We start from the raw sequence: 13,398 nt of genomic DNA on the forward strand, positions 1-13,398 counted from the left end.
CTGTCAGAATAAATGCATAATGGAATATAAGGTTGGTTCTGATGGATGTGCTCAGGCTGCTACTGCGTTTACCTTTTCTGTTGCTGAAGGGCCTTTGCTGGCTGATTTCTCGCCTGTTGCGCCTGCTGGGATATATTCTTCGCCCGCTGCTTGGCGAGATTAACTGGCAGGCACCACGCTGGGCGGCGGCATTCGGCCGCGGTTTTAACCGTCTGGAGCAGGGCGTTATTCGCCATCCTAAAGTCATCAGCCTGAGTCTTATCCTGCTATTGGGCCTGGCGGCGGCGGGTTGGTATGGCTGGAACCTTTGGCAAAACCGACCTAAGCCAATAGACGTTGCGCCGATCGCGGTACAGCAAACTCATGTCGAAGCCTCCAACCCGCAGGCGCTGGATTATCAGGCGGCAACCCTCCCTAAACAGCTTCTGACTCTCAGCTTTGATACCTCTGCCGCACCGATTGAACGCGTCGGCAAGTCGGTTGATAAAGGTATCAGCATTAAACCGGCGTTGGATGGTGAATGGAAATGGTCCGATGCGCAAACGCTTATTTTTACGCCGAAAGTCCCGCTGCCGCTGGGTGCCAGCTATCAGGTAGACCTCAATCCGAAGACGCTGCTTGCTCCGCAGATCCAGCTGGAACAAACCCGCTATGACTTCAGCGTACCCGCTTTCGATTATCAGCCGGGTGAGGCCGAATATTACCAGGACCCACAGAATCGCGGCCAGCACAGTGCCATTTTTAACCTGCGTTTTACCGCGCCAGCGGATGTCGCCAGCGTTGAAAAACAGCTTTCGTTGGGTGTTTCAAGCGCGAAGGGACAGGCTGAAAAGCCGCTAAAATTCACCGTCAACTGGGATGATAAAAAACTTAACGCCTGGGTACGCTCCGAACCGCTGGTGGCGATGGATCACGGTGGTGTGGTGCATCTGAAAATCGGTGAACCGCTAAAATCGTCGTTGCCGGGAAACAGTATTGAGCGCAAAGGTGAAAGCTGGGTTAGCGTGCCAAACCTTTACAGCCTGAGCGTCAGCGATGTCAGTGCGCAGGTAGTTGATAAACCGGGCAGCCCGAGTGAAAGGGCGCTGATCGTCGGTTTCAGCGATGCAGTGGCGGATAATGAGGTTGGCAAAGCGGTCAAAGCCTGGCTACTGCCGCAGCACGATCCGCGCTCTGAGGCAAAAAATGCGGATCAAAGTGAGTTCACCGAATGGAATCTCGACAATATCGATCGGACCGTTTTACAGAAATCACCGCAGCTTCCTTTAAGCCTCAATGATGCCGAAGACGATTATCAGCCTCAGTACAGCTTTAAATTTGATGCTCCGGCCCAGCGCTATCTGTTGGTGCAGGTTGATGCGCTGGTGACCTCCAGCGGCGGCTACAAAATGCCGCAAAAAGTCTGGCAGGTGGTGCAGGTGCCGGACTATCCGCAGATGCTGAGCTTTGCCGCCCAGGGGGCGCTGCTGCCGGTGAACGGCGATAAGCATATTAGTGTGGCGGCGCGCAATGTCCCGGGAATGAGGCTGGATATCAAGCGGGTGATCCCGAGTCAGCTGCAGCACATCGTCTCCTTTAAAAGCCGTGAATATGCCTCCGCTGATTTTAACCGGCTGAACGATGAGTATTTCACTGAACACTTCCGTTATCAGACCGCAATTGGCAATCAAAAGCCGCGGGAAGTCAGCTATCAGGGGATCGATCTTTCGCGCTACCTCTCTACCGACAGTGCGTCCCATCGCGGGGTGTTCCTTCTTTCCCTGTCTCCGTGGTCGCCAGAACAAAAAGATGCGCAGCCGGGGGAAGATGAATATCAGGAAGGGGATGAAGAACAGCAGAGTATCGGCGATTCGCGTTTCGTGGTGGTGACCGATCTCGGAATCATTGCCAAGCGCGCGCAGGATAAATCCCGTGACCTGTTCGTTCAGTCCATCAGCAGCGGTCAACCGGTCGCGGATGCCCTGGTGTCCGTGGTGGCTAAAAACGGTGAGAAGCTGCTGACCCGCAGGACGGGGGGCGATGGTCACGTCCGTTTCCCACCGCTGGAAGCTTATGCCAACGAGCGCCAGCCGGTGATGTTCCTGGTTGAAAAAGAAGGGGATGTGTCGTTCCTGCCCAGCGGGCGTGACAACGATCGCGGCCTCGACTTCTCGCGTTTTGATGTTTATGGCGAATCCACACCGGAAGACTCGCGAACCCTCAGCAGCTACCTGTTCTCCGATCGCGGCGTTTATCGCCCCGGTGATACCTTTAATATCGGCCTGATTACCCGCGCTGCCGACTGGTCAGTGCCGCTCAACGGCATTCCGGTGCGGGCAGAAATTCACGATCCTCGCGACAAGCTGATGCGCACTGTACCGCTGACCCTCAACGCCAGCGGTTTCAATGAACTGAGCTTTACCACTGACGAAAATGCACCAACCGGCGAATGGATGATCTACCTCTATCTGCCGGGCAAGGATGATGATTCCACCCGCCTTCTGGGCAGTACGGCGGTGAATATCAAAGAGTTCGAGCCGGATCAGCTCAAGGTTAAGCTGTCGCTGACGCCGGACAGGCATTCAGGCTGGGTCAAACCCGGCGAGCTGAAGGCCAGTATTGATGTGCAGAACCTGTTTGGTACGCCGGCGCAGGGGCGTCGTGTCGCTTCGAAGCTGACGTTGCGTCCGGTTTATCCGGCCTTCGATCGCTACCCCGACTATGCCTTCTATGAGGCGCGTCCGGCCGGTGAAGGATTCGAAACCGAGCTGCAGGACAGCAACACGGACGACAGCGGTTCAGCAAATATCGCGCTGGACCTCAGCGGCTGGGAAGATGCCACCTGGCAGCTGCAGCTGCTGTCGGAAGCCTTTGTTGCCGGCGGTGGGCGCTCCGTCGCTGCTACGGCACGCACGCTGGTTTCACCTTGGGACTATCTGGTGGGCTTCAAGCCGGACGGCGATCTCAGCTTTATTCGCCTCGGTACGCAGCGCAGCGTAAATCTGCTGGCGATCGACCCGTCGCTTGAGCCCATAGCGCTTGGCGACCTGAAGCTGGAACTGCTTGAGCAAAAATATCTGTCGGTCCTGACGCGGCAGGAGTCCGGCGTTTATAAATACCAGTCGAAACTGAAGGAAATTCCGGTCAGTGAGAACCGGTTTGAACTGGCGGCATCCGGTACGACCTTACCGCTGATGACCAACCAGCCGGGTGACTACGTGCTGGTGGTGAAAAACGCCAAAGGGGATGTGCTTAACCGTATCGCCTACAGCGTTACCGGCGACGCCAATATCAGTCGTTCGCTGGATCGTAATGCTGAGCTGAAGCTGAAGCTCGATCGCGGTGAGTATCAGCCGGGCGATGAAATTGAAGTGGCCATCAATGCGCCTTACACCGGCAGCGGTCTAATCACCATCGAGCGGGAAAAGGTGTATAGCTGGCAGTGGTTCCATACCACGACCACCAGTTCCGTGCAGAAGATTCGCATTCCGGCCGGGCTGGAGGGCAATGCATATATCAACGTGCAGTTTGTGCGCGATATTAACTCTGATGAAATCTTTATGAGCCCGCTCAGCTACGGTGTGATGCCGTTTAAAATCAGCAACCAGGCGCGGAAAAATGCGCTGGCGCTGAGCGTGCCGGACGTGATCAAGCCGGGAGATAACCTGCCTGTTACGGTGACCGCCGACGGCCCGCAGCAGGTTGCGGTATTTGCGGTTGATGAAGGAATTCTGCAGGTGGCGCGCTATCGACTGACCGACCCGCTGGATTACTTCTTCCGCAAGCGCGAACTGAACGTGGAAAGCTCGCAGATCCTCGACCTGATCCTGCCGGAGTTCAGCAAGCTGATGTCGCTGACTTCCGCACCGGGCGGTGACGGCGGTGAAAGCCTGGATCTGCACCTGAATCCGTTTAAACGCAAGCGCGATAAGCCGGTGGCGTTCTGGTCCGGCATTACCGAGGTGAACGGACAGGCGCAGTTTACCTGGCCGGTCCCGGACTACTTCAACGGCAAAATCCGCGTGATGGCGATTTCTGCCACCGCCGGAAAAATCGGTAAGGCACAGACCTCCACCACCGTGCGCGATGACTTTATCCTGACACCGAACGTTCCGGCGATGGTGGCACCGGGTGATGAGTTTGACGTCAGCGTCGGCGTCAGTAACAACCTTGAGGGACAGGGAAGTGAAGCGCTGCCCGTCAAGCTCAGCGTAACGCCACCGCCACAGCTGGAGGTGGTCGGTAGCGCAGAGCAATCCCTGCCGCTGGCGGCGAAGCATGAAGGCGTGGTGACCTTCCGCCTGCGGGCGAAAGCCGCGCTCGGCGATGCTCCGCTGGTGTTCCGCGCCGGTTACGGCGATAAAACCAGTCAGCGAACCTTGAGTACCTCGGTGCGCCCGGCGGTGCCTTATCGTACCCAATCGGTTATGGGGCGCATGAACGGCAGACAGCAGCAGGTGGATAACCTGCGCCAGATGTTTGATGCCTATGCACAGCGGCAGGCGGCAGTGTCTTATTCACCACTGGTACTGACTAGCGGGCTAGCCCGCTATCTGGCGGATTATCCTTATTACTGTTCTGAACAGATCGTCAGCCAGTCCATCCCGCTGCTGTTGCAGAGTGAGCACCCGGAACTCCGTGGCAGCCTGTCGAACGATAAAGTCCGGCAGCAGCTTAAAGGCATTCTCGACGTGTTGCGCTCGCGGCAGAACGGCGATGGGGCTTTCGGGCTTTGGACAGCATCGCCGCAGGCCGATCCGTTCGTGACGCCGTACGTCGTTCAGTACCTGCTGGAGGCCAGAGCAGCGGGCTATCCGCTGCCTGCCGATATGCTGGATGAGGCCAACGTGGCGCTGCGGACCCTTGCCAGCAGTGGCTATGAGGATCTGTATCATCTGCGCCTGCGCGCCTGGGCGATTTACCTGCTGACGCGGCAGGGCGAAATCACCACGAACGCGCTGGCTTCGGTGCAGGAAACGCTGCAAAAGCGCTTCCCTGACGGCTGGAAAACCGACCTCGCTTCGCTGTACCTGGCTTCTTCGTGGAAACTGCTGAAAGCGGATGATGAAGCAGAGCGACTGTTGCAGCCCAGCTGGCAGGCGCTGAGTAAGGCTTATGACAAGAGCTGGTGGACGCAGAACTATTACGATCCGCTGGTGACGGATGCCACGCGGCTGTACCTGATCGTTCGCCACTTCCCGGAGAAAGTGGACGCCATCCCACCGCAGGTGCTGGAGAATATGGTGCAGGCGCTGCGTGAAGAACGCTACACCACCTTCTCGTCGGCGATGAGTATCCTGGCACTGGAAAGCTATGCCGGGCAGGTGGCACAGCACAATGATGTGCAGGGCCTGAAGATTAATCAGATCGGCGGTGACAATAAGGTTCCGCAGCTCATTTCTTCAATTAAAGGCCAGTTCAGCCAGGGTGAGTTCAGTTCTGCTGCGCGCTCGATTCAGTTCGGCAATCCGAACAGCGCACCGGCATGGTATGTGGTGACGCAGGCCGGATATGACCTTGCTGCGCCGCAGAAAGCGATCTCACGCGGGCTGGAAATTACCCGCGACTATACCGATGCGGCTGGAAAACCGATTGATAAAGTGACGCTGGGCCAGACGATCTCGGTTCATCTGAAGGTGCGGGCGAATTCCCAGCAGGCACTGAGTAACCTTGCCGTCGTCGATCTGCTGCCGGGTGGGTTTGAAGTCGTACAGCAGACCCCGCCGCCGCCGGAAAACGCTGAGGAGGAGGGCGAGAGCGAAAACAGTGGCGGATGGAGCTCGCCGCTGGCGGCCGATGGCTCAACCTGGTCGGTGGACTACAGTGATATCCGCGAAGATCGGGTGATCGTTTATGGCAGCGCCACGCGTGAGGTACAGGAGTTTGTTTATCAGATTAAAGCCACCAATACCGGCAGCTTCGTGATCCCGCCAGCCTACGGCGAGGCGATGTACGATCGCGATATTCAGGCGATGTCCGCCGCGCAGGGGAAAATTCAGGTGGTGGCGGCTGAGCCGTCAGCCGCACCGTAACGCGGCTGATGAAGTTAACAAATCGGGCTGGTTTAAAGCGGCTGTTGCAAAATGCTGCCGCAGTAGTGGTATTGCTGGCTCTGTTTCTGCTGGGCTGGCGGCTGTGGCCGCACCCGCCGCTTTCGCAGGGGTTACCGCTGTCGACGGCCTGGTACGATCGTCATGGCCAGCTGCTGCGTTTACAGCTCGCCACTGACGATCGCTACCGTCAGTGGACGCCGCTGGCGGACATGTCGCCGCTGGCGATCGACGGTATTCTGCTGCATGAAGATCGCTGGTTTTACGCTAATCCCGGTTTTAATCCGGTCAGCCTGCTGCGTGGGTTCTGGCGCAGCTATATCACCGGTGGCAGCAAGCAGGGGGGATCGACAATCACCATGCAGCTGGCGCGCATGAAGTGGCAGCTGAATACACGAACTCCCGGAGGAAAGCTGGTGCAGCTGCTGCGCGCTGTGCAGCTTGAGCTGAGCTACTCCAAGCACGATATTCTGGAAGCCTATCTGAATTACGCCCCTTACGGTCGTAATATTGAAAGTTTGGGTGCCGCCAGTCTGATCTACTTTAATAAACCACCCGCAAAGCTGACGCTGGCCGAGGCATTAACGCTGGCCGTGCTGCCGCAGTCGCCCAGCCTGCGCATCGATCCGCGAAGCGGCGAACTCAGCCCGGCGCTAATGCAGGCGCGCAATCGTCTGTTTGCCCGCTGGCAGCAATTTTATCCCACCGATAACGGCCAGCAGGCGTTGTTTCGCCTGCCGATGACTCTGCGCCAGCCGCAGGCGCTGCCGTTTATCGCGCCACATTTTATTGAACAGCTACAGCCTGGAGAACGTGCGCTTCGGGTTGACACGACGCTGGATGCCACGCTGCAAACGCTGGTTGAGCGACAGGTTCGCGCCTATATCTTACGCAACCAGAATCGGGGAATTCATAACGCCGCGGTGATGCTGGTGGACAGCCGTGATATGGGCGTGCGGGCGCTGGTCGGTTCGGCGGATTATTTCAACCGGCAGATCCAGGGACAGGTTAACGGCACGACGGCAAAACGTTCCCCCGGTTCCACGCTGAAACCGTTTATTTACGCGCTGGGCATGGAGCAGGGCGTTCTGCATCCCATGACCGTGCTTAAAGATGTACCGTCTACTTTTGGCAGCTACGCACCGGAAAACTTTGACCGGCGTTTTCTGGGGCCGGTGACGGCAACCGATGCCCTGAACTTCAGCCGTAATATTCCCGCCGTGGCAATTGCGGCGCAGCTGCGTCAGCCGAGTTTCTATCAGTTTTTACGGCTGGCCGGTATCAGCAATATGGCGAGTGAAAAACACTATGGACTGTCGCTGGTGCTGGGCGGTGGCGAGGTGACGGCTCAGGAGCTGGCAAGGCTGTATGCCATGCTGGCAAACCGCGGTGAACTGCGTCCGCTGAGGATGCGTGAAAGCGATCCGCTTGATGCTGGTGCCCGGTTATTGAGTGAAGAAGCCAGCTTTATGACTCTTGATATTCTGCGGCAGCATCGTCGCCCCGGCGATACGCTGGCCCAGCGGCCTTCATCGCTGCCGGTATACTGGAAAACCGGGACTTCCTGGGGATTTCGCGATGCCTGGAGCGTAGGGATTTTCGGGCCTTACGTGCTGGTTGTCTGGCAAGGTAATTTCTCCGGTCAGGGGAACAATGCGTTTATTGGCGTGGAAGCCGCCGCGCCGCTGTTCTTCAATATTATCGACAGCATTGCTGCCAGCTATCCTCAGCTGCGGGAGCCCCGGCACCGCTTTCCCCCTCATCTCAAAAAAGTGGATATCTGCCTGCCCAGCGGTAACCTGCCGACTCAATGGTGCCAGCAACGCGGCAGCAGCTGGTTTATCCCGGGTAAATCCCCGATTACCGTCGATACCGTTTATCGTCCGCTGCGGATTGATAACCTGAGCGGTAAAGTGGCCTGCGCACCCTGGGATGAACACAGCAGCCACGTTGAGGTCTTCGAATTCTGGTCCTCCGACCTGGCAAACGTTTTTGCCAGCGCGGGTCTGCAAAACGGCCGCCGCCTCGCGGAGAGTGTCAGCCGGAGTCGCAGAGCGGTTCAGCGCCGCGTATTACCTCGCCGCTAAAAAACACCACCTACACGCTCCGTCAGTCACAGCGCGGGCGCGAAAATATCAGTTTCAGCGCAGTGACCGACGCCGACAGCCGCACGGTTTACTGGTTTGTTGATGATATCTACCTTGGCAGCAGCGCCAGCAAAACGCCGCTGGACTGGCAGCCAACACGCTCCGCCAGGTACAGAATTCGCGCGGTTGACGATCGTGGCCGTGCCGACAGTCGTACGGTGAGGGTAGAAATCATTAATTGATTTCATACGGTTTTGCCGCCGTCGGGTGGTTAATCAGCCACGGGCTGGGTAAAATGGCGTCAGGTGGCGAAAAAAGCCGCGACGCCGATCGTGTTTTTCAACATTTTCTTGAAACTCCGATAGGCATTTCCGCTTATGCACCCTTATAATCTGCGGCCATTTTCCCGGCCGGGACACTTTTCACGGCTAAACTCGACGTATAAAACAGGGGTCAACATGACTATTGAGCGTACCTTTTCCATCGTAAAACCTAACGCTGTGGCAAAAAACGTAATCGGTGCCATCTTCAACCGTTTTGAAAGCGCTGGCTTCAAAATCGTTGGCAGCAAAATGCTGCATCTGAGCAAAGAACAGGCCGAAGGTTTCTATGCTGAGCACCAGGGTAAGCCGTTCTTTGATGGTCTGGTAGAGTTCATGACTTCTGGTCCGGTTGTTGTTTCCGTACTGGAAGGCGAAAACGCCGTTCAGCGTCACCGCGATCTGATGGGCGCAACTAACCCGGCTAACGCTCTGGCGGGTACACTGCGCGCTGACTACGCTGACAGCTTCACCGAGAACGCAACCCACGGTTCTGACTCTGCTGAATCAGCAGCACGTGAAATCGCCTACTTCTTCGGCGAAGGCGAAATCTGCCCACGCACCCGCTAATAAGCGGATGCCAGACCGGCGTCAGGTGTGGTGAATAACCCTGCGGTTTACAATTTATTTTTGTCAGCCGCTTTAACCTTACGTTAGTCGCGAGTACAATTATGCGCCCCGGTAGAGCTTGCTCTCCGGGGCGCTTCTTATTCTATTCACCTGAATTCACCAAAACAGCGCCATAACGTGTAATAACGAGGCCAGAGAACATTATGTCAGATACTATTGTGACGCCGTCGTCCGCATCGCCTGTAACCGTCCAGCCTAAAAAAGACAAAATTAACCTGCTCGATCTGAATCGCCAGCAAATGCGCGAATTTTTCGCCAGCCTGGGGGAAAAACCGTTTCGCGCCGATCAGGTCATGAAGTGGATTTACCACTACTGCTGCGATGATTTCGACGAAATGACCGATATCAACAAGGTCTTTCGTAACAAGCTGAAAGAGGTGGCTGAAATCCGCGCGCCTGAAGTGGCTGAAGAACAGCGCTCTGCGGATGGCACCATCAAGTGGGCCATCCAGGTAGGCGGTCAGCAGGTTGAAACCGTTTATATCCCTGAAAAAGATCGCGCCACGCTGTGCGTTTCCTCACAGGTAGGTTGCGCACTGGAATGTAAATTCTGCTCTACCGCGCAGCAGGGCTTTAACCGCAACCTGCGCGTCTCGGAAATTATTGGCCAGGTCTGGCGTGCCGCTAAAATCATTGGCGCCGCGAAAGTGACCGGTTCGCGTCCTATCACCAACGTGGTGATGATGGGTATGGGTGAACCGCTGCTGAACCTGACCAACGTGGTTCCGGCAATGGAAATCATGCTGGATGATTTTGGTTTTGGCCTGTCTAAACGCCGCGTGACGCTGTCAACGTCGGGCGTGGTTCCCGCGCTGGATAAACTGGGCGATATGATCGATGTGGCGCTGGCTATTTCGCTTCACGCACCGAATGACACAATTCGTGACGAAATTGTTCCGATCAATAAAAAGTACAATATTGAAACGTTTTTGGGTGCCGTCAGCCGCTATATCGGTAAGTCCAACGCTAACCAGGGGCGCGTGACCATTGAGTATGTGATGCTTGATCACATCAATGACAGCACCGATAACGCCCATGAACTGGCCGCGCTGCTGAAAGACACACCGTGTAAAATTAACCTGATCCCATGGAACCCCTTCCCGGGTGCGCCGTATGGACGTAGTTCGAACAGCCGCATTGACCGCTTCTCTAAGGTGTTGATGGAATACGGCTTTACGACTATTGTGCGTAAGACGCGCGGTGATGATATCGATGCCGCCTGCGGTCAGCTGGCTGGTGATGTGATTGACCGAACCAAACGTACGCTGAAAAAGAAAATGGCCGGTGAAGCCATATCTGTGAAGGCGCTCTGAAACCCGGTCTTTTCCGATAAAGAAACGCTGCCGCTGGCTGTTTGCCCTGGGCTGATTGACGTACCCTGACGGTACATCACAGCCCAGGGAGAGGCGGAATGCGTATCAGGATGAGTATAGTGGCAGCGCTGCTGCTGGCAGGATGTCAGACGGCACAGCAAAATAAGGCGCTGGTTGAAACCCGGTTACAGCTGGGTCTGGCCTATCTGGCGCGCGGCGAGTTAGATGCCGCGCAGAGAAATCTGCAACGGGCGCTGGCGCTGGCTCCGAATGATTATCGTACTCAGCTGGCTGAAGCTCGCTATCAGCATCAGGCAGGCGATGATACGCTGGCCGCGAAGTACTATCATCGCGCCCTGACGCTGGCACCGCAAAACGGCTATGTGCTTAATAATTACGGTGCGTTTCTTTGCAGATTAGGGCAGTATGATGCGGCACAACGGCATTTCATTCAGGCTGCTGAAGATTCAGCAAATGGGACTCGTGCCGACAGCATTGAAAATTCAGGCTACTGTTATCTGAATGCCGGGCAACGAGAGAGCGCGCGTGATGCGCTGGCGGAAGCGGTAACAGCCGATCCCGCCAAGGGAATGCCCATGCTGGCAGAAGCCGAAAGGCGATTTGGAAAGGGGAAACGTGAGGATTCACGTGTCCTGTTAGAAATTTATCAACACAGCTTTCCTGTTTCAGCGGAAAGTTTGTGGCTAGAGATTCGCTTCGCCGTGCAGGAAGGCCGCACTGCTGATGTTAAACATTTTGGGGGCCAACTTGCGCGAATTTTTCCACAATCGATACAGTACCAGCACTTTCTAGCTAATGAATACTGAAGCCACTCAAGAAAAATCTAACGTAAATTCAACAGGCGAGCGCCTGCGTAGCGCCCGTGAAAAAATGGGCCTGACTCAGCAGAACATTGCTGAGCGCCTCTGCCTGAAACTTTCCACCGTTCGCGACCTTGAAGAAGATAAGACGCCGGCTGATTTGGCATCGACCTTCTTACGCGGCTATATCCGTTCTTATGCCCGCCTCGTGCATATCCCGGAAGAGGACCTGTTGCCGATGATGGCAAAACAGGCCCCGATCCGGGCGGCGAAAGTTGAACCCATGCAGAGTTTTGCACTGGGTAAACGTCGCAAAAAACGGGACGGCTGGTTAATGATCTTCACCTGGCTGGTGGTGTTTGTGGTTGTCGGCCTGACCGGCGCCTGGTGGTGGCAGAATCATAAAGCCGCACAGGACGATCTGGTCACTTTGTCCGATCAGAACAGTTCCGTCACCGATGACAACAGCCAGTCGATTCAGCTGGAAGGCACCTCTCCGGACGCCTCAGCTCAGCCACAGTCCCCTGAAGAGGGGGCTTCGGCTCAGACTACCCCCGTTGAACCGGTAGACAATAACGGAACTGCGGCTGCCCCTGCTGCGACCGCCCCCGTTGCTTCTGCCCCGGCTGCCTCTGCTCAAACCAGTCAGAATCAGCCTGCCGTTGTTTCACCAAGCCAGGCTTCGGTTGATAACACCACCGGCAGTCCGTTGCCAACCGGTAGCGCTGGCGTTAGCCAGCCAGCCGTTGACCCAAATGCGCTGGTGATGAACTTCACCAAAGATTGCTGGCTGGAAGTGACCGATGCCGCAGGGAAAAAACTGTTCAGCGGGATTCAGCGCAGCGGTGGTAAACTTAGCCTTGCTGGTACCGCACCTTATCGCTTGAAAATTGGTGCGCCAGCTGCAGTACAGATCCAGTATCAGGGCAATCCTGTCGATCTGAGTCGTTTTATCCGTACTAACCAGGTTGCTCGTCTGACAGTAGGTGCGCCATAACGCATCTTCTCTGGGCGCGAGCGATTGTGGAGAAAGAATATGCATAATGAAGCACCCATTACCCGTCGCAAATCAAAGCGCATTTACGTCGGCAAGGTGCCCGTGGGCGACGGAGCACCTATCGCCGTCCAGTCTATGACCAATACCAAGACCACCGACGTTGCTGCGACAGTTGCTCAAATTAAAGCACTGGAGCGCGTCGGTGTTGATATCGTTCGTGTATCCGTACCTACGATGGATGCTGCCGAAGCGTTCCGCCTGATCAAACAGCAGGTGAACGTTCCTCTGGTCGCCGATATTCATTTTGACTACCGTATTGCTTTAAAGGTCGCTGAATATGGCGTGGATTGCCTGCGCATTAACCCGGGCAATATCGGTAACGAAGAGCGTATCCGCCAGGTCGTTGACTGCGCACGACACTACAACATTCCGATTCGTATCGGTGTGAACGGTGGATCTCTGGAAAAGGATCTGCAGGAAAAGTACGGCGAGCCAACGCCGCAGGCGCTGCTGGAATCGGCAATGCGTCACGTGGATCATCTCGATCGTCTTAACTTCGATCAGTTTAAAGTCAGCGTTAAAGCTTCAGACGTTTTCCTGGCTGTTGAATCTTATCGTCTGCTGGCTAAGCAGATCGACCAGCCTCTGCATCTCGGTATTACCGAGGCGGGTGGCGCTCGTGCCGGTGCGGTTAAGTCTGCTATCGGCCTCGGTTTACTTCTGTCTGAAGGCATTGGCGATACGCTGCGTATTTCGCTGGCGGCCGATCCGGTTGAAGAAGTTAAAGTCGGTTTCGATATTTTGAAATCCCTGCGCATTCGTTCACGCGGTATCAACTTTATCGCCTGCCCGACTTGTTCCCGTCAGGAGTTTGACGTGATCGGTACGGTGAATGCGCTGGAAGAGCGGCTGGAAGATATCATCACGCCGATGGATATCTCGATTATCGGCTGCGTGGTTAACGGCCCAGGTGAGGCAACGGTCTCCACCATGGGTGTGACCGGCGGCAATAAGAAAAGCGGCTTTTATGAAGACGGTGTTCGCCAGCGAGACCGTCTTGATAACAATAATATGATCGACCAGCTGGAAGCGCGTATCCGTGCCAAGGCGACAATCCTTGATGAATCACGTCGCATTGATGTTCATCAGGTCGAGAAATAAATTTATCGCGTCTGGCCGCGGCTGATATCGCGAATTGATT

6 protein-coding genes and 1 pseudogene are annotated in these 13,398 nt (G+C 55.9%); all 7 read left to right on the top strand.

Annotated elements, in window-relative coordinates; all coding sequences use genetic code 11:
* The first annotated feature begins 41 nt into the window (after positions 1-41).
* The 7 genes and pseudogenes from OMR58_RS12595 to ispG all read left to right on the top strand — a co-directional run bounded on the left by OMR58_RS12595 (position 42) and on the right by ispG (position 13,358).
* The gene (locus tag OMR58_RS12595; protein ID WP_264546113.1) at positions 42-6,011 is read left to right on the top strand and encodes an alpha-2-macroglobulin family protein; all 5,970 of its coding nucleotides are present in this window, start codon (positions 42-44) and stop codon (positions 6,009-6,011) included.
* Positions 6,012-6,019: 8 nt separating this feature from the next.
* Positions 6,020-8,358 (top strand): annotated as a pseudogene (pbpC, locus tag OMR58_RS12600) (penicillin-binding protein 1C).
* Between the two features lie 216 nt (positions 8,359-8,574).
* Positions 8,575-9,006: a nucleoside-diphosphate kinase gene (ndk, locus tag OMR58_RS12610; protein WP_062744669.1), complete on the top strand. Its 432-nt coding sequence runs from the start codon at positions 8,575-8,577 to the stop codon at positions 9,004-9,006.
* Positions 9,007-9,209: 203 nt separating this feature from the next.
* Positions 9,210-10,379, top strand: a complete 1,170-nt coding sequence (locus OMR58_RS12615) for a bifunctional tRNA (adenosine(37)-C2)-methyltransferase TrmG/ribosomal RNA large subunit methyltransferase RlmN (RefSeq protein ID WP_105593219.1) — start codon at positions 9,210-9,212, stop codon at positions 10,377-10,379.
* A 110-nt stretch (positions 10,380-10,489) separates the two neighbouring features.
* Positions 10,490-11,206: a type IV pilus biogenesis/stability protein PilW gene (gene pilW, locus OMR58_RS12620; RefSeq protein WP_444861315.1), complete on the top strand. Its 717-nt coding sequence runs from the start codon at positions 10,490-10,492 to the stop codon at positions 11,204-11,206.
* Positions 11,196-12,197 (top strand): cytoskeleton protein RodZ, encoded by a 1,002-nt coding sequence (rodZ, locus tag OMR58_RS12625; protein ID WP_264546116.1) that lies wholly within the window; start codon positions 11,196-11,198, stop codon positions 12,195-12,197. The genes pilW and rodZ overlap by 11 nt, the downstream gene beginning before the upstream one ends.
* A 39-nt stretch (positions 12,198-12,236) precedes the next feature.
* Positions 12,237-13,358 (top strand): flavodoxin-dependent (E)-4-hydroxy-3-methylbut-2-enyl-diphosphate synthase, encoded by a 1,122-nt coding sequence (ispG, locus tag OMR58_RS12630; RefSeq protein ID WP_200561627.1) that lies wholly within the window; start codon positions 12,237-12,239, stop codon positions 13,356-13,358.
* Positions 13,359-13,398: the final 40 nt, after the last annotated feature.

Source organism: Erwinia sp. INIA01 (assembly GCF_025947915.1).
Lineage (GTDB): Bacteria > Pseudomonadota > Gammaproteobacteria > Enterobacterales > Enterobacteriaceae > Erwinia > Erwinia coffeiphila.